Annotated in this window: 18 protein-coding genes, 1 tRNA gene, 1 other RNA gene, 1 riboswitch and 1 other annotated feature; of the genes, 4 read left to right on the forward strand and 16 right to left on the reverse strand. The window is 41.6% G+C overall.

Annotated elements, in window-relative coordinates:
- Positions 1-244: 244 nt before the first annotated feature.
- The 7 genes from IHV10_RS22390 to tadA form a co-directional block, all read right to left on the reverse strand.
- Entirely contained in the window at positions 245-511 is a 267-nt protein-coding gene (locus tag IHV10_RS22390; protein ID WP_066390460.1) for a pro-sigmaK processing inhibitor BofA family protein, read from the reverse strand.
- A gap of 76 nt (positions 512-587) precedes the next feature.
- Entirely contained in the window at positions 588-812 is a 225-nt protein-coding gene (locus tag IHV10_RS22395; RefSeq protein ID WP_066390458.1) for a YaaL family protein, read from the reverse strand.
- Between the two features lie 17 nt (positions 813-829).
- On the reverse strand, positions 830-1,426 hold the full coding sequence (gene recR, locus IHV10_RS22400) for a recombination mediator RecR (RefSeq protein WP_066242586.1): 597 nt from the start codon (positions 1,424-1,426) through the stop codon (positions 830-832).
- Between the two features lie 9 nt (positions 1,427-1,435).
- On the reverse strand, positions 1,436-1,753 hold the full coding sequence (locus tag IHV10_RS22405; RefSeq protein ID WP_370568729.1) for a YbaB/EbfC family nucleoid-associated protein: 318 nt from the start codon (positions 1,751-1,753) through the stop codon (positions 1,436-1,438).
- Between the two features lie 17 nt (positions 1,754-1,770).
- Positions 1,771-3,480 carry a DNA polymerase III subunit gamma/tau gene (dnaX, locus tag IHV10_RS22410; RefSeq protein ID WP_197134836.1) on the reverse strand — a complete coding sequence of 570 codons (1,710 nt, stop codon included), beginning with the start codon at positions 3,478-3,480 and terminating at the stop codon, positions 1,771-1,773.
- Positions 3,481-3,586: 106 nt separating this feature from the next.
- Positions 3,587-3,851, reverse strand: an RNA gene (ffs, locus tag IHV10_RS22415) — signal recognition particle sRNA large type.
- Positions 3,852-3,937: 86 nt separating this feature from the next.
- On the reverse strand, positions 3,938-4,441 hold the full coding sequence (gene tadA, locus IHV10_RS22420; protein ID WP_231619664.1) for a tRNA adenosine(34) deaminase TadA: 504 nt from the start codon (positions 4,439-4,441) through the stop codon (positions 3,938-3,940).
- Positions 4,442-4,591: 150 nt separating this feature from the next.
- Between tadA and IHV10_RS22425 the strand changes: the two genes are divergently transcribed.
- From IHV10_RS22425 to IHV10_RS22435, 3 genes are all read left to right on the forward strand, one after another.
- On the forward strand, positions 4,592-5,206 hold the full coding sequence (locus tag IHV10_RS22425; protein ID WP_197134839.1) for an isochorismatase family cysteine hydrolase: 615 nt from the start codon (positions 4,592-4,594) through the stop codon (positions 5,204-5,206).
- Between the two features lie 116 nt (positions 5,207-5,322).
- Entirely contained in the window at positions 5,323-5,964 is a 642-nt protein-coding gene (locus tag IHV10_RS22430) for a deoxynucleoside kinase (protein WP_066390445.1), read from the forward strand.
- Entirely contained in the window at positions 5,961-6,629 is a 669-nt protein-coding gene (locus IHV10_RS22435) for a deoxynucleoside kinase (protein ID WP_066390443.1), read from the forward strand. Before IHV10_RS22430 ends, IHV10_RS22435 begins: the two co-directional genes overlap by 4 nt.
- A 50-nt stretch (positions 6,630-6,679) precedes the next feature.
- Here the strand turns inward: IHV10_RS22435 and IHV10_RS22440 are convergent, their stop codons facing one another.
- The 9 genes from IHV10_RS22440 to guaB form a co-directional block, all read right to left on the reverse strand.
- Entirely contained in the window at positions 6,680-7,495 is an 816-nt protein-coding gene (locus IHV10_RS22440) for a MetQ/NlpA family ABC transporter substrate-binding protein (RefSeq protein ID WP_066390441.1), read from the reverse strand.
- Between the two features lie 324 nt (positions 7,496-7,819).
- On the reverse strand, positions 7,820-8,419 hold the full coding sequence (locus IHV10_RS22445) for a methionine ABC transporter permease (protein ID WP_197134867.1): 600 nt from the start codon (positions 8,417-8,419) through the stop codon (positions 7,820-7,822).
- 55 nt (positions 8,420-8,474) lie between these two features.
- Positions 8,475-9,488, reverse strand: a complete 1,014-nt coding sequence (locus IHV10_RS22450) for a methionine ABC transporter ATP-binding protein (RefSeq protein WP_197134842.1) — start codon at positions 9,486-9,488, stop codon at positions 8,475-8,477.
- Positions 9,489-9,556: 68 nt separating this feature from the next.
- Positions 9,557-9,662: riboswitch (SAM riboswitch) on the reverse strand.
- 231 nt (positions 9,663-9,893) lie between these two features.
- A tRNA-Ser gene (locus IHV10_RS22455) sits at positions 9,894-9,986 on the reverse strand.
- A gap of 334 nt (positions 9,987-10,320) precedes the next feature.
- A complete protein-coding gene (gene serS, locus IHV10_RS22460) occupies positions 10,321-11,595 on the reverse strand; it encodes a serine--tRNA ligase (RefSeq protein ID WP_197134845.1) in 1,275 nt (424 codons plus the stop codon).
- Between the two features lie 192 nt (positions 11,596-11,787).
- Positions 11,788-12,004: a binding site (T-box leader), on the reverse strand.
- A gap of 37 nt (positions 12,005-12,041) precedes the next feature.
- Complete coding sequence (gene pdxT / locus IHV10_RS22465; RefSeq protein ID WP_197134848.1) at positions 12,042-12,626, reverse strand: pyridoxal 5'-phosphate synthase glutaminase subunit PdxT; 585 nt, start codon at positions 12,624-12,626, stop codon at positions 12,042-12,044.
- Between the two features lie 4 nt (positions 12,627-12,630).
- Positions 12,631-13,515 (reverse strand): pyridoxal 5'-phosphate synthase lyase subunit PdxS, encoded by an 885-nt coding sequence (gene pdxS / locus IHV10_RS22470; RefSeq protein WP_066390422.1) that lies wholly within the window; start codon positions 13,513-13,515, stop codon positions 12,631-12,633.
- Positions 13,516-13,689: 174 nt separating this feature from the next.
- Complete coding sequence (locus IHV10_RS22475; protein WP_312035340.1) at positions 13,690-15,000, reverse strand: D-alanyl-D-alanine carboxypeptidase family protein; 1,311 nt, start codon at positions 14,998-15,000, stop codon at positions 13,690-13,692.
- A 128-nt stretch (positions 15,001-15,128) separates the two neighbouring features.
- A complete protein-coding gene (gene guaB / locus IHV10_RS22480) occupies positions 15,129-16,586 on the reverse strand; it encodes an IMP dehydrogenase (protein WP_197134854.1) in 1,458 nt (485 codons plus the stop codon).
- Between the two features lie 134 nt (positions 16,587-16,720).
- Here guaB and IHV10_RS22485 point away from each other — a divergent pair, with 134 nt between their 5' ends.
- On the forward strand, positions 16,721-17,698 hold the full coding sequence (locus IHV10_RS22485) for a YaaC family protein (protein ID WP_197134857.1): 978 nt from the start codon (positions 16,721-16,723) through the stop codon (positions 17,696-17,698).
- Positions 17,699-18,335: the final 637 nt, after the last annotated feature.

The following is an 18,335-nucleotide window of genomic DNA, read 5'->3' on the forward strand; positions in this document are numbered from 1 at the left end:
AGTGTGTCACTCGTTTTAGCGACTTTATTAGGATAACATCTTTATTATAAGAAGTCAACCTCTTTTTAAAATTTGTTTCCCGCCTGCAACAATGTTTCATGTGTTGCGGCGACAAGAACTAATATATCACGTATTGTGATTTGAGGTCAATAGTTATTTTGAAATTACTTTAAATAAATGAAAAAAGGTTTAGAAAGCTTATTATCGCTCTCTAAACCTCAGTTTAAGAATACATATGAATGCTCTAGTTCAAGATAAAGAATTCAATGGCTACTAATGAAGCTATGCCAGGTAGTCCAGCAATTCCTGAGATCAGCGCCGTAAACGCATTGATCGGAATATGAATATCATATGAGTTTCCAATCGCGTTTAATAAGAATAACAACAGTGCACCAATACAAAAACGAGTAATGCCGAATCCGATCCAGCGTATTGGCCGCATTGGAGCACCTACAAGCAGCAGAACAAAGATGATCGTTCCAAGAATAGCGATTACCGTTATTGGCTCCATTCCTAATCCCTCCTATACAACATCCAAGTTATTTACTAGACATTGTATGGGAGTTGTCCAAAAAAAAGACCAGCAGTTATTTTAACTTGCTGGTCGTCACGTTTCTTTTTTTCGCTTCTTTTAATAAGAAGAAGTATTTTGATTCTGCTAGTTGAAGCTTGAAGATAACCTCTTCAGATGGCTCGACACTGCGTTCGACCATTTCTTTTTGGTGCATCCAGTCTATCTTTAGCTCATCAAGACTTTGAAGCAGCTCTTCATCTCCGGATCGCTTCAATCGCCCTTTTCGGGAAAAAAACATGCAAGCAACCCCTTTAGTTAGATTTCTCTTCTTCCTTCAAGTGCTTTGGAAAGCGTTACTTCATCTGCATACTCCAAGTCTCCACCTACAGGCAGACCGTGGGCAATACGAGTAATCTTGATACCCGTTGGTTTTAGAAGTCTTGCGATATACATGGCAGTGGCTTCTCCTTCAATGTTCGGATCAGTAGCCATGATAATTTCTTGAATGCCTTCATCTGTTAGACGCTTCAACAGTTCTGCGACTTTAATGTCCTCAGGTCCTACTCCGTCCATCGGTGAGATGGCGCCGTGGAGAACATGGTAAAGTCCGCGGTATTCTTTCATTTTTTCCATTGCAATAACATCCTTGGAATCGTGTACGACACAGATCGTAGTTCGGTCTCTGCTTGAATCGTCGCAGATCATACAAGGATCACGGTCAGTAATATGAAAGCAGTTGGAACAATAGATAAGCTGACGTTTCGCGTTAACGAGTGCTCGTCCAAAATCCAGCACGTCATCTTCTTTCATTTCCAATACGAAAAATGCCAGGCGAACCGCCGTTTTCGGTCCGATGCCCGGCAATTTCATAAAGCTTTCAATCAGCTTTGAGATCGGTTCAGGATAATGCATAGTCTATTCCTAGAACATTCCAGGAATGTTTAGGCCTTTTGTAAATTTGCCCATGTCTTGTGATACGAGTTCGTCTACTTTCTTAAGTGCATCGTTCGTAGCCGCTAACACAAGGTCTTGAAGCATGTCGATATCATCTGGATCTACAACTTCTTCTTTAATGATAATGTCGATGATCTCTTTGTGACCGTTCGCTTTAACAGTAACCACGCCGCCTCCAGCTGTACCTTCGATCACTTTATCTTTTAATTCCTCTTGAGCTTTTGCCATATCACGCTGCATTTTTTGCATTTGCTTCATCATATTGTTCATGTTGCCTTTCATCATCGTACAATTCCTCCTTCTTATTCTTCCTCTTCTTTTATCTCAATTAAATCATCGCCAACCAGTTTGATCGCCTCTGCGATGAGAGGGTCTTCTGTCTTTTCTTTTTCTTCAGAAGATGGCTGGCCTTGCTGTTGTTCTTTAATGAAATCAGCTTTTAGTTTCTGCCATTCCGGATCCAAAATGGATAGCATGGACAGGTTCTTTCCTATTGTACTATAAACTGCGCTTTCTACATAGCTTCTGTTGTTCTCTTGAGATGCCATCTGACGGTGAATTTCATGCTGGAACGCAAGCAAAAAAATCTGATCTGAACAAGCTACAGGCTCTGCCCCTGAAAGAAGAGCATAAGCACTTACTTTTTCAGAACGTATCTTATCTAAGATCTCGCCCCACATCCCTTTAAGCTGAACAAGATTTGGTTTCTTTGCTTTTTTGAGCATCTCTTTTACTTGCGTTTGTGATGCTCCACCTTGTCCTCTAATCACTCTTTTCTCTCTTGGAGCTTCTGCTTCGGTTTGTGCAGACGAACCATTAGAAGACCAGCCGCCTTCTTTCATCTTTTTTAGTTCATGTTCTAATTGATCGATTCTTTGCATTAAAGGTTCAACAGAAGGATTCCCCGCTTGTGACGAGATCCCTTCTTGTTTTTGATAACAAATCTTGATGAACGTCGTCTCTAAGAAAATCTTAGGATGGTTCGTCCATTTCATCTCTTGCTGTGCGGCATTCAACTGACCGATTATCGAATAGATGTCTTCTGCAGCTGTAGCCTCTGCTAATCGTGCAAAGTCTTCATCCGTTGAGACCCGCTCTAACAGCTCTTCTAATTGAGGTGCCGTTTTATATAGAAGCATATCTCTATAATAGTAGATAAGGTCTCCTAAAAAGCGAACAGGATCTTTTCCTTCATGTAAAAGTTCTGTCGATAACGTAAGAGCTTTCGATACATCTTTTTCTAAAAATGCTTCTGCCATCTCAGAAAGATGCTTTTGTGAGGCTGAGCCGGTTACTGACAAAACATCTTCGACTCTTACCTTATCATCGCTGTAGGAGATCGCTTGGTCGAGGAGACTCAATGCGTCACGCATTCCACCTTCTGCTGCTCTTGCAAGCAGTTGAAGAGCTTCTTCATCCACTTCGGTACCGTTAGCGTCGACGATCTGCCTCATTCGTCCGATGATAGACTGTGAAGATATCCGCTTAAAATCAAATCGCTGACATCTAGAAACGATCGTTGCCGGAATTTTATGAGGCTCTGTTGTTGCCAGAATAAAAATAACATGGCTGGGCGGTTCTTCTAACGTTTTTAACAACGCGTTAAATGCACCAGTTGAAAGCATATGTACTTCATCTATGATATAGACTTTGTACGTAACAGAGGACGGCGCAAATTTTACTTTGTCCCGAATATCCCTTATATCATCTACACCTGTATTAGACGCAGCATCGATCTCTAAAACATCAGATATCGAGCCGTTCGTGATCCCTCTACAAGCGTCACATTCATTACATGGCTCAGAAACCGGAGCCCGTTCACAGTTAACGGCTTTGGCAATAATCTTCGCCGCACTTGTTTTACCCGTTCCTCGTGGTCCTGAAAACAGGTAGGCATGGGAAAGCTTGTCCTGCATCAAGGCATTTTGGATCGTTTTTGTAATGTGTTCCTGCCCGACCATATCTTCAAAGCTCTGTGGCCTCCATACGCGGTAGAGCGCTTGATAACTCATCCCTTTGCCTCCTTTAAATCACTTGCATTCTTTCTATATTATACTGAAACATTACAAAAAACTCACCCCTGAAACAAGGGTGAGTTATTGTTTATATATTAGAATGCCGCGCACCTCTCTTTGGAATAGTCAACCTATGCGTACAAACGCAGTTAGCTCAGTCCAGGTTGCCCCACGGCACACGAAGTGGTCCACTTACTGCTGCTTCCTTCCGGACCTGACAGGGTTCATGGGTCTCCGTTGCGCAGGACCCGGACATCAACACCACTTACGTCCGTCAGACCATACGTTGAACTAGCCGAGGAGAGGAATTCAACCTCGCTACAGCGGATTGCGAGTACAGGGCACCGCTACCTCCCCATCTAGCGCGACAAAGTGTATAACAATGTTAGATGCACAACTAAATGTGCAAGATTTAGTATACTATGTCCTTTTAAAAAAATCAACCGCAGGACCACTAAAGCTCCTTTCTTCTCTCTTCCTTTTCCTTCCTTTTTCGATCGCGAAGTTTTTTGAAAAAGCTAGAAAGAATTTGACCGCACTCTTCACCTTTTACACCCGTTACTACCTCACATTGGTGGTTGAAGCGCTCTTCTTGTAAAAGGTTCATTAACGTTCCCGCACAGCCTCCTTTAGGATCAACCGCACCGTACACAACACGGCTTACTCTCGAGAGGACAATCGCACCAGAACACATCGCACACGGTTCAAGCGTCACATATAGCGTTGCTCCTTCCAACCGCCAAGCATCCAGTTCTCTACATGCCTCGTCAATGGCTAAGAGCTCCGCATGAGCGATCGCTCTTTGTTCGGCTTCACGCAAGTTATGAGCCCTCGCCACTATACGGTCGTCCATTACTAAAATGGCACCAATAGGAACTTCACCAATATCTGCTGCTTTTTGGGCTTCTTCTAGAGCAAGCTCCATGTAATATTCGTCTTTTTCTAAGGTCTCCATCATTTTCGCTCCAAAGTTTTAGTTGTAAGAGATTATACAAGAGGTTTTGCTAATAATAAAGAAAGGAATGGTTGTATAGATTAAAATTCACTTCCTTTATATAGATGAAACTAGGATTTTTTATTAAAGCTAAAATGAAAGAGAGAGATCGTTATGGAAAAACCACATCAACACGAGGACAATAAAGTTCCTGTCGCTATGCTTATTATTGACGTGATCAACGACTTTAATTTTCCTGAGGCGCCGCTCTTGTTAAAAACTTCTGCACCAATTGCCGATAAAATTCTTGAATTGAAAAACCGAGCTAAAAAAGAAAACATTCCGATTATATATGTGAACGATAACTTTGGACAATGGCAATCAGATAAGCACAAGCTCGTCGATTATTGCACCACACAATCCGGTGGTGAATTCGTAAAAAAGTTACAGCCTGACGATGACGATTTCTTTGTCGTCAAACCAAAGCATTCTGGATTCTTCTCTACACCTTTATCGACTTTATTAAACGAGCTTGGGATACAAACTTTAATCCTATGCGGAGTAGCAGGTAACATCTGTGTCCTCTTTACAGCGAACGACGCATATATGAGAGGTTTTACTCTTTTTGCACCATCTGATTGTTCGGCTTCTAATATAGAAGAAGATAACGAAAGAGCTTTAATATTGATGGAAAAGACATTAAATGCTGATATCAGCATGAGCAACGATTTAAATTTACGAGCGATCATCGATCAGGCAAAAGAAAACAAACATAAAATGATGTACTAAATAGCATATTTACCATTAACTTTTTACCGATAATCTCACCACCTTTTCCAAACGTATGCTACAATATTCTTTGTCTGTAATTTTTCGTTTGTCATTTATAAGGGAGGAAAAGGAAGATGAGTTCAACCCCCTTTATCGCAGTTGAAGGGCCGATTGGCGTAGGGAAAACATCGCTCGCAAAAGCTATTGCTGAGCACTATAACTTTCAATTATTGAAAGAGATTGTAGAGGAGAATCCTTTTCTCGGAAAATTTTACGACAACATTGATGAGTGGAGTTTTCAAACCGAGATGTTCTTTCTTTGCAACAGGTATAAACAGCTTGAAGAGATTCAAGGGCAGTATCTATCTAAACAGATTCCTGTCGTTTCTGATTATCATATCTTTAAGAACCGTATTTTTGCCGGTCGAACGCTAAAAGACGGAAATCTTCATAAATACATGCAGTGCTTTGATATCCTTACTGAGGATATGCCTGTACCGAACGTGATCATCTATTTAAACGCTAGTCTTGATACGTTGCTGGACCGCGTACGTAAGCGTGGACGTTTTATCGAGCAAAATATGGAGCCGGCGTACTTAGAACAGCTAGCTGAAGATTACGAGACGTTCATGACTGCCTTTAAAAAGCAGCACCCGGAGATTCCTGTACTCTCGTTTAACGGAGATGATTTAGATTTTGTTGCGTATGAAGCGGATAAAGAGAAGATCTTTTCCTTAATCGATGCAACTCTGAAAAAAGGAGAAGTTGCGCGATGAGTAAACTCATACAATACGGAATCCCAAACGACGCTGTCATTACAGTGGCAGGTATGGTAGGTGCGGGTAAATCTACATTTACAAATGCACTTGCTGAAAAATTAAAGTTTCGTACATCCATGGAGAAAGTGGATAACAACCCATACTTAGAAAACTTTTATCATGATTTTAAGCGCTGGAGCTTCCACCTGCAGATCTTCTTTTTAGCAGAACGCTTTAAAGAGCAAAAAAGAATGTTCGATTATGGCGGAGGATTTGTTCAAGACCGTTCCATTTATGAAGACACGGGTATATTCGCTCGTATGCACTTTGATAAAGGCAACATGTCTGATGTGGATTACGAGACGTATACACATCTGTTTGAAGCGATGGTCATGACGCCATACTTCCCGCAGCCTGATTGTTTGATATATTTAGAAGGCTCTCTAGATGATATCTTAGCTCGTATTCAAAAACGCGGACGTAAGATGGAGCAAGAAACACCGGTTTCCTACTGGGAAGAGATGTACGACCGTTATGAAAAGTGGATCGCTTCTTTTAATTCTTGTCCTGTGCTCCGTGTGAATATTAACGACTATGATCTTCGAGACAATCCAGAATCCATCGATCACATCGTAGAAAAGATCGCACAAAAAATTGAAGCGAAACGAGAAGTTCGCTTATAAACATAAAAACCCCGGCTCTCATTCTAATGAGCCCGGGGTTTTGTTTGATTTTATTTCTTCATCCATTCTGGTTTTCCAAAGCCTTCGAACTCCTTATCGATCACTTCTTCAAACTCCTTCGATTCCACTACCTTTTTAATATCTTTTGCAAAAGCAGAATCAACATCTTTCGTGTTCACCACAACACGGTTACGGTACGTGTCGGGCATGTTCTCTAATTGGATCGCATCCAACAAGTCCATCTTTGCTGCGAGTGCAAAGTTACCAGGCACAGCTGCAACATCTGCACTTTGAACAGCACGTGGAAGCTGTGCGGCTTCTAGTGGTTTGAACACGAGCTTCTTAGGGTTATCCTTAACATCTTTTTCGGAAGCTGTCAGTTCATTGATTCCCTCTTTAATGGTGATCAGTTTAGCATCTTCAAGCATGAGCAACGTACGTGCTAAGTTAACAGGATCATTCGGTATTGCGACCGTACTGCCTTCTTTTATGTCCTTAACGGATTTGAATTTCTCAGAATAGAGACCCATCGGTGCTGTTGGAACGATGATAACTTCTGAAAGCTTTAAGTTCTTTTCTTTTGCGAAATTCTCCATGTACACTTTGTGCTGAAAAAGGTTAGCATCTAGATCCCCTTTTGATAATGCCATGTTTGGTTGAATATAATCGCTGAATTCAATGACTTTTACTTTATACCCTTTTTTCTCAAGTGAGGGCTTGATGGCTTTGTTGACCATGTCGGTGTAAGGTCCTGCTGTTGCTCCTAAGGTTACTTCTTTGTCTTTTGATGCATCTGATGAAGATGAGCATCCTGCTAAGCCGAAGGCAAGCAGTGCTGTTAGTAGTGTAAGTATGATTTTTTTCATGATGATCCCCTTTAAAAATTATTTTTGTTATTACATGATGTTTTTTTAGCGGTTGATTTCCGTTCCAGATGCTCCCTTTCCGGGGGGCGTGCGGTGAGCCATCTTATGCATTTTAAGATTTGCTCCTGCGTCTACAAGAATTACTACCGAAGTGAGCTTCCTCGTCGCATGCCTTGCGAGATGTTAATTCATGTAGAAGGCACGCTGATCCCCCAGGAGTCTCGCATCTTGCACTCCAATCAACTTTTCAATGAAGTCTTTTTAAACCTATAACCTAAACCTTTAAAGATAAATTTATCCTCGTCTTACCTTTAGTAAATAAATTTATCTTTTATTTACAGCCTTTGCTGCACCGTCTCCGATGACTTGCATGAGCTGGACGATTACGATTAATAGGATTACGGTTGTGAGCATGATTGTATTGTCGTAGCGGTAGTAGCCGAAGCGGATGGCGAAGTCTCCGATTCCTCCGCCGCCGACGATACCTGCCATGGCTGAATAGCCTAGCAAGCTGATAGCTGTTACTGTTATCGCTTGAACGATTCCTGGCTTCGCTTCTGGTAGTAGAACTTCACGGATGATCATCCATGGCGTAGCGCCTACTGCAACGGCCGCTTCGATCACACCTTTATCAATCTCTCGTAAAGAGGTTTCTACGAGCCGCGCAAAGAATGGGATGGCTGCAACGGATAGAGAAACTGAGGCTGCAGTTGGTCCGATGGTTGTTCCGGTAATGAGCTGTGTTAATGGTAACAACGCGACTAATAAAATGATGAATGGTACAGAGCGGATCAAGTTCACAAGAATGCCCGCTATCTGCTTGATCCACACATTTTCAAATAACAATCCTTTGTCGGTAACAAACAGTATAATTCCTAGAGGTAATCCTACAATTAATGAAACACCAAGTGATATAGCGACCATATATAACGTTTCAAAAAATGCTTTATTCAGATCTGGAAGGATATTCAAAATAGAATCAAGCAACTTTTTTCACCACCTCAAGATTTTCTATACGACTCTCAATATATGAGATCGCTCGCTTCACTTCTGCCTCTTCACCGACTAGTTCCATAATGAAGATACCAAGCGGTGTTTCCTGAATATATTCGATTTTTCCGTGAAGGATATTCCCTTTTACGTTAAAGTTTTGGAAAAGCTCAGAAACAACAGCCTCTTCTGCAATGGCTCCTTTGAACTGTATCTTAATCACAGTTCCTTTTCTATTTTTCAGAAGAGGTTCTGGCAGATCCATTTGAATTACAGAACTGATGAACGTTTTTGTGAGCTCTTTTTCTGGATTAGCAAAAATGTTGTACACGTCACCTGACTCGATGATTTCTCCATCCTGCATGATCGCCATTCGGTGGCAGATCTCTTTTACGACTTCCATCTCGTGCGTGATCAACACGATCGTAATGCCTAACTTTTTATTGATGGATTTCAGTAAGGAAAGGATCGATTTCGTCGTGTTCGGGTCAAGAGCTGAAGTAGCTTCATCACAAAGCAAAACCTTCGGATCATTGGCAAGTGCTCTTGCAATACCTACTCGCTGTTTCTGCCCCCCACTCAGCTGAGAAGGGTACTGATCTTTTTGATTCTCCAATCCCACCATCTTTAAAAGCTCGTTGGTCTTACTGGTGATCTCCTCTTTCGTTTTCCCAGCTGCTTTTAAAGCGAAAGCGATGTTCTCAAAAACGGTCTTCGCACTAATCAAATAAAAGTGCTGAAAGATCATACCGATCTTAAGACGCTCCTCGCGTAACTCCTTTTTCCCGAGCTTCGTAATCGAGATGCCATCGATCTTGATTTCTCCTGATGTTGGTTTTTCCAATAAATTAAGACATCGCAGCAACGAACTCTTCCCAGCACCGCTATATCCTACAATGCCAAAGATCTCACCTTTGTCGATCGTCAGTGACACATTCTTCACTCCGACGATCTCTTTGCCTTTTACTTTATATAATTTCGTAACGTCCTTGATCTCGATCATATGTCATCCCCCTTACAATATAAAAAAGCCCTCTTCATTTCATGGAAGAGGGCGAATAAGTAAACATCGACTTATCTTCCAGAATGAATCATCATTCTGCAGGAAGTAGCACCGTTCCTAATGGAGGTTGCCGGACGTCATAGGGCCTGATCCCTCGGTCTCTCTGAATAAGTATTGCATTATTGAATTAAGTTATAGTTGTCATCATACGCCCTGTCTAAAAGTTCTGTCAATACTAAATTTTATCACTTTAAAGTGTTAGCGCTTACATTCGTTGATATGAATGGTTGAAATATTTTAGGGTTTTCTATCGGTGTTTTTGAATGTGTATGATTCAATTCTTAAAAAGAAAAAACACAACAAAAAACCTCATCCGATAAACTCAGATGAGGTTGAATATGTATATGGAGGAGGTAGAGGGATTCGAACCCCCGCGGGTCGTTAAACCCCTGTCGGTTTTCAAGACCGATCCCTTCAGCCGGACTTGGGTATACCTCCGTGTGACTGACAAGAACTATAATAACATGCTGATAAATATAGTGTCAACGGTTTTCAAAAACTTTTTTTGATTTTTTATTTGTTTCTTTTGTAGGTATGCTTTTACGGTACGTGTTCTTATATTTGTTACACGTTCACCGATAAAACAGTGCTGTCCACCTGTGATCCATTGACTTTCACCTATGAATCATAAATTTTCACCGCTAGAACTCTTCCCACCACCTGGAAACTTGTTCGGACCACCGATAATGAAGCTTTTACACCCATTAATAGATAAAAGCTGACTCTAAAAGTCCCTCTGGGATACCTTTTAAGAGTCAGCTTCTTTCACTTTTTACTTAATTACTTCTTTGTTGCCCATATAAGGACGGAGAACTTCTGGAATGACTACAGTGCCATCTTCTTGTTGGTAGTTCTCTAAGATAGCAGCTACTGTTCGACCAATCGCAAGTCCAGATCCGTTTAGCGTGTGAACGAATTCTGGCTTCCCTTTTGCATCGCGACGGAAGCGAATTTGAGCACGGCGCGCTTGGAAATCTTCAAAGTTGGAGCAAGAAGAAATCTCGCGGTACTCTCCGTAGCTTGGAAGGTATACTTCGATATCGTACTTCTTAGCTGCTGTGAATCCTAGGTCAGCTGTACACATGCTGAGTACGCGGTATGGAAGGTTGAGCAGCTGAAGGACTTTTTCAGCGTGTCCTGTAAGCTTCTCGAGCTCTTCATAAGAATCCTCAGGTTTAACGAAGCGAACAAGCTCTACTTTGTTGAACTGATGCTGACGGATTAAACCACGCGTGTCGCGTCCTGCAGATCCCGCTTCAGAACGGAAACAAGCGCTATACGCCGCATATGTGATCGGAAGTTCGTCAGCTGTTAGAATCTCTTCTCGGTGCATGTTCGTTACAGGAACCTCAGAAGTTGGAATCAAGAAATAATCTTCTTCACGAATTTTGAACGCGTCTTCTTCAAACTTTGGAAGCTGACCTGTTCCTGTCATGCTCTGACGGTTAACCATGTACGGAGGCAGCACCTCTGTGTAGCCATGCTCATCTTCGTGAAGATCCATCATGAAGTTGATAAGTGCACGCTCTAAACGAGCTCCTAATCCTTTATAAAATGCGAAACGGCTGCCTGTTACTTTTGCTCCACGTTCAAAATCAACGATGTTTAGTTCAGTCGCGATATCCCAGTGTGGTTTCGCTTCAAAAGCAAACTCAGGAACATCTCCCCAGTGACGTACAGGTACGTTATCATCTTCTGTATCACCTACAGGAACACTTTCATGCGGTATGTTAGGTAACGTCAGCATGATGCCGTGAAGATCTTCTTCTACTTGACGAAGCTCTTCATCCATCGTTTTGACCTTGTCACCTACTTCGCGCATCTCTGTGATCAGGTGGTCCGCGTCTTTTTTCTCGCGCTTGAATTCTGCAACTTGCTTAGAAACCTCGTTACGCTTAGATTTCAAAGCTTCTGTTTCACCAATTAACTCACGGCGGCGCTGATCTAATGCCTCGAACTGATCTAATCCAGATAAGTCTTCACCACGTGCAGATAACTTTTCTTTTACTTCTTCAAAATTGGCACGAACAAATTTTAAATCTAACATGTTTATGTCCTCCTTTAGTTTATAAAAAATCACGGTTTTCTTTTGCTTTGCAGCTATTGAGAGTAGTTGACTGCGCTTTTAGGAGTCTCGCACCTTACACTCCGTTCAACCTTCCAAAAGAAGAAGTTAAGTGCAATTATGCCTTAGATGAAAACAAAAAACTCCCGCCCACTATCTCTAATAAAAATTAGAAATAGGGACGAGAGTTAACCCGCGTTGCCACCCTAATTGCAATAGATAATTCTATTGCCGGCTCGATTACATGTAACGGTTCTTCACCGGAAAAGCTTACTGAACGTTCAGCTCTTCACTCGAGGATGGATTCACAAAACACCTTGATCGGTTTTCACCAGCCACCGACTCTCTAAACAAAGCAATTTTTGCTACTAGTTCCTGTCATTGATTTTTTATAATGATTTTATAGTAATGTACAGCATTTTTGTATTTTATGCAACTACTTCTTTAGCGGTTTGCACCATTTTTACAAAATATTGATGAAGTCGATAGTCGTCCGTCAGCTCTGGATGGAACGCTGCACAAAGGAAATGTCCTTGTTTAGCCGCTACGATTCGATCGTTATGCTTCGAAAGAATTTCCACTTCCGGTCCGACTTCTACGATGAACGGTGCTCGAATAAATACTCCCGTATAATCTTCACCAACGCCATGTATCATCAGCTCCGCTTCAAAACTGTCCACCTGGCGCCCGAACGCATTGCGCTCAACCGTCATATCGATCAGTTCAAGATGTGCTGTATCTTGTCCTTGAATGCGTTTAGCCATCAAGATCAATCCTGCACATGTGCCGAAGACTGGTTTGTTCTGAGCAAACTTCTTTAACGGTTCTAGAAAGTGATATTTATCGATCAATCGTCTCATCGCTGTACTTTCGCCGCCTGGCATCACTAATCCATCAAGGTCTGTTAGTTGATCTACACGCTTTACCGCTACGGCTTCTGCTCCACTTGCTTCAATCGCTGCTACATGTTCGCGTACCGCACCTTGTAAGGCTAATACTCCGATTTTTAGCATGTAATTACCAGCCTCGCTCCTGCATGCGCTCACCGTGAGCTAGTGTAGAGATGTCGATGCCTTTCATTGCCGTTCCAAGACCCTTAGATAATTCAGCGATTAGTTTGTAGTCTTGGTAATGAGTTGTAGCTTCTACGATGGCACGAGCAAACTTTTCAGGATTCTCAGACTTGAAGATACCTGATCCAACGAATACGCCGTCAGCGCCAAGTTCCATCATGAGTGCTGCATCAGCTGGTGTTGCGATACCGCCTGCTGCAAAGTTAACGACAGGAAGCTTGCCTGCTTTTTTAATTTGAAGAAGAACTTCGAATGGAGCGCCTAAGTTCTTAGCTTCTGTCATCAACTCGTCTTCACTCATAGCAACCACTTTACGGATCTGTCCTTGGATCATTCTCATGTGGCGTACCGCTTCAACGATGTTACCAGTTCCAGGCTCACCTTTTGTACGAAGCATAGATGCACCTTCAGCGATACGGCGTGACGCTTCGCCAAGATCACGTGCTCCGCATACGAATGGTACTGTGTAATCGCTCTTCAATAAGTGGAAAACTTCATCTGCTGGAGTTAGTACTTCACTCTCATCAATATAATCAACACCCATCGCTTCAAGAACACGCGCTTCAACGATGTGTCCGATACGGGCTTTCGCCATTACGGGAATAGAAACAGCATTCAGAACTTCTTCTGTGATTGTAGGATCTGCCATACGCGCTACTCCGCCTGCAGCACGAATATCTGACGGAACACGCTCAAGTGCCATTACTGCTACCGCTCCTGCAGCTTCAGCAATACGAGCTTGCTCTGCGTTTACAACGTCCATGATGACGCCGCCTTTTTGCATTTCTGCCATTCCTCTTTTAACACGTTCAGTACCTGTTTTTAACATGCTTACTACCCCCTGAATTATATGTGTTATAACAACAATTTTCGGTTGTTTTAAGATAAAACTAGTATTCTCATCTATTTTATCGCAAATCAAAAAAATCGCAAGCTCTCTCTATTTTCTGAAAAAAAGAAGTCCTTCAGCATGTGCTAAAGAACTTCATGAATTTCTATAAAATTAAAACCAGCCTTTGACCATATCAACGGCACCGGACCAAAGTCCCCCGAAGAATCCGCCAACACCACGTAAAGCAAGGACGAACCAGTTTGCTTTTTCAACGGATTGTGTGGTTACTACTTCTGTTTTGCCTTTTGTTTCTCCATCGAGCAGGTAGCCATAGTCTTCTCCGCTGCCTGTATACTCAACATTGATATGACCGACAACCTCACCTTTTTTAACAGGTGCAGTCAGTTCGCCTTCTTTTGTCATCTTCTTCTTATCCATAACAAATTTAGGCTTATAGTTTTCTTTTTCTCCTCTTTTAATCACCATGGAAAGAGGTTCTTTTGTAGCAACTTTAACTTCTTTTTCCTTACCTTTTACGACAGGAACTGTTTTGTTGCTCTTTACTTGATAGTTATCAGGTAGAATCTGCTCTTTTTCAAAGTTTGCAAATCCAAAATCAAATAATTTTTTCGTTTCTTTGAATCGATCTAAACGAGTATCTGTTTTCATAACCACTGAAATGAGGCGAGTATCTCCCTTTTTCACTGTACCTGTAAAACAGTTACCTGCAAGATCCGTTGATCCTGTTTTTAATCCGTCTACTCCCTCATAGCCACTATTGAGCTCAGGAAGCATCCAGTTCCAGTTCTCCATCTGAATTTCATCATCGGTGCCCTCGCGGAATTTCAAACGTGGAACACTCGCTGTTTCTAATACTTCTGGATGATCTTTAAGTAAGTTGTAAGCTAGAATAGCAGTAGCACGAGGACTCATCATGTTCTCGTCTGTTTCACTGCCTGAATTATGGTTGCCAAACAGGTCTTTATTATTAAGGCCTGTAGAGTTAACAAAGTTAAAATCTTTCATGCCTAGTTCTTTCGCCTTGGCATTCATCTTTTTAACGAACTCACCTTCTGAGCCCGCGATTAGTTCAGATAATGCAATCGTTGCTCCATTAGCAGAATAGATCGCCATCGCTTGGTATAACTCACGAACTGTATATTTTTCATCTACACGTAAAGGTACGTTCGATAACGTTCGATTTTGAGAAATCTTATGGGCATATTCAGAAATACTCGTTTTCTGATCCCAAGATATCTTTTTCTTGTCAATGGCTTCTAGTAATAGGTATTCGGTCATCATCTTACTCATACTTGCAGGAGCGAGTAACTTATCAGCATTTTTCTGATATAATATTTTCCCCGTTTCTGCATCCACAAGTATAGCCCCTTCAGCCGCTACATCTAAAGACGGTGCCGCACTTGCTGACTTTGAAAATCCTAATAAACTCGTCGTAAAAAATGAAAAAATCAGTGTCACCACTAAAAGTTGTTTTATCTTGCTGTTCAAAAAACTGCACCTCCAAACCCATTTACACACAAAAGTTATTGTACCATACACATTTTCAAAAAAATAGACAGAGGTTATACCTCTGTCCTAAAAATGTGTCTTTAGACTGAATAATTTGGTGCTTCTTTAGTAATTTGAACTTGATGCGGATGACTCTCACGAAGACCAGCACCCGTGATTTTTACAAAACGGGAATCATTTTGAAGCTCATCGATTGTAGCTGTTCCACAATAACCCATACCTGAACGGATGCCACCGATCAACTGATAAATCGTATCGGCTAGTGGTCCTTTATAAGGTAAACGTCCTTCGATACCTTCCGGAACAAGCTTCTTATTATTTTCCTGGAAATAGCGGTCGCTGCTTCCTCGCTCCATCGCTCCGACAGAACCCATGCCGCGATACACTTTAAATTGGCGTCCTTGGAAGATTTCACGCTCTCCTGGACTCTCAGATACACCTGCAAGCATACTGCCCAGCATTACAGCATGTCCGCCTGCTGCGATCGCTTTAACGATATCTCCAGAGTATTTGATACCACCATCTGCAATGATCGGTACTCCATACTTCTTCGCTTCGGTTGCACAATCATAAACGGCAGTTACTTGTGGAACACCTACACCTGCAACAACACGAGTCGTACAGATCGATCCAGGTCCGATTCCTACTTTCACAACGCTTGCTCCTGCTTCAATTAAATCACGAGTCGCTTCTGCTGTAGCAACGTTACCTGCAATGATCGTTAATTTTGGATAAGCCTCTCTAACTTCACGAACTTTTTGCAGAACGCCTTCAGAATGACCATGAGCCGTGTCGATCACGATTACATCCACACCCGCATCAACTAACTTCTCAACGCGAAGTAGTGCGTCCTTCGTAACACCTACTGCAGCGCCTACTAATAGACGACCTTGTGAGTCTTTTGCAGAGTTCGGGAACTCGATTACTTTTTCAATATCTTTAATGGTAATCAAGCCTTGAAGCGTACCTTCATCGTCCACGAGTGGAAGCTTTTCAATCTTATATTGCTGAAGTGTCTTTTCAGCTTCTTTTAACGTAGTGCCTACAGGAGCAGTCACTAAATTTTCTTTTGTCATCACGTCTGAGATCTTAATGGAGTAATCTTGAACAAAGCGCAAATCACGGTTCGTCAAGATACCTACTAATTTTTTATCTGCATCAACGATTGGCACACCGCTGATACGATACTTGCCCATCAGATGCTCAGCGTCAAATACTTGATGTTCAGGTGTCAGGTAGAACGGGTCTGTAATTACGCCGCTTTCAGAACGTTTAACACGGTCGATCTGTTCTGCTTGTTCTTCAATAGACATGTTCTTGTGTACAATTCCTAAACCGCCTTGTCGTGCCATAGCGATCGCCATGTTTGCTTCTGTAACTGTGTCCATACCAGCACTGATAATCGGAATGTTCAATTGAACCGTATCAGATAACCTCGTTTTAATCGAAACATCACCAGGCAGAACTGACGATTTCGCTGGAATTAATAACACATCATCAAAGGTCAAACCTTCTTTTGCAAACTTATCTTGCCACATACCTTAACCACCCCTTCAAATTTATCTTCCTGAAAAATATTATTTGTAGATTATCAACTGGGTACACTAGTGTCAAGGAATACAAAATATGTTCGATTTTTCAAATAATTTACGAAGAGAGGAATGACGAAGAAATGATGACGCAACATGACCCTTGGGCTTTATTCGATATGTTCTTTTCCTCTCAAAAATCACAGCAATTCTTAAGTAAACAATACGACCAGCTACATCTTGAAGACAGCAACGGTAAAAGCTTTGATAATACATATGGGTTTATTTACTATATCGAGCATGGAAAGAAATATTATAAACTTGCCGATCAAGCACCTATGGAGCTAAAGCCTGTTCTCCTCTTTTACGGCATGACTCAGCTTATGAAGGCATGCATATTGTGTAGCGATCCTGATTACCCGGATTCAAGCGCAGTTCTTGCACACGGACTCTCTACAAGAAAAAGAAAGAAAAGAAGTTATGAATTTCTTTATGATGAGGTAAAAGTACAAAGGACGGGTCTGTTTAATCATTTTTGTGAAAAAGTGTTTCACATGAAACATATTGAAGGAGAAAAATTCACGATGATCTCTCTTCTTCAAACAGTGCCAGAATTATGTCCTTTATTTAAACAAATGAATGGAGATATTCAACTCGTTAAAATGGATAAGAAAAATGATACAACATTTTATCTTCCGAAGCATGTTAACGATCATCTGCATATGTCATTAGAACGATTTAGTGAATATATGAACGGCTTGTTTCCGTCGAAGTTTTCTTTCGTTTTGAGTGGTCGGGACGATGAGATGCAGCTTGTCTTTGAGGCGAATGAATCGTTACGACCGTTTGATTGCTTTCCGTTATCGTATCAACTTCAAGATAACACGTACTACCTACCTGTTAACCGTGATCTGCTGCAATCTCCTGAGCTTAACGAGTTTATGGTGCACTATGTGATTCTCTACAACTTAAGTATGTTGAGCAGATACGATACCGAATGGTGGAGCGAACTTTTTCATACGTATACTTCAGAAGAATTACCCTATATCCAACAGTTCTTAAACATTACGGCTCAAAAGATCCCCTACCTTTTTGGGGTTATGCTGCAGATGAAGAATTGAGTATGATTTTGAGTTGATTGATGTATCGTTTTGCGAGCAGCGGATGAAAATGTTGAAAATCGGATAAAATTGTTTATCTACGGAATTATGAAGTAGTTTTACGGATATATTCAGAATTACCTCGTATAAAAAGCAGATTACCTCGTAATTGTGTGGGATTGGGGTGTTGGGGATAGCTGATTAGGGGTTTTGTGTGTTGCTTCTGAGGTGTTTATGTTGGTTTTTAGCTTGGGTGTTGGTTGTAGGAGCTGCTTGAGGGGCTTTTGGGATGGATTTTGGAGCTTTTGCTGAAGAATATCGCGAGGTGGAAGATGGCTCTTGGCCATCTTCTTCGTATTTTGAGGGTTTTGAGGGGGATTGAAGCGTTAAGCGGGCCTTTTGCGAATACCATGCTAGGTATCTCCTGGCTCTAATTAAGTCTAAATAAGAAAAATTAAGTCAAAATGAGAGCGAATTAAGTCGGAACAGACCACAATTAAGTCTAAAAACAAAAATAAAGGCCGTTCGCTAAATCTCGACAACCGCTCTCAGCCAGAACCAAGCGCTATACCCCCGAGCCCGAGCCTTCCAGCCCCAGCCCCCATAATCAGAAGTTTGGCACTCGCCAAACCACCTTTCTTCTTTTCTATCTTTTAAA

Source organism: Fictibacillus sp. 5RED26 (genome assembly GCF_015903895.1).
Lineage (GTDB): Bacteria > Bacillota > Bacilli > Bacillales > Fictibacillaceae > Fictibacillus > Fictibacillus phosphorivorans.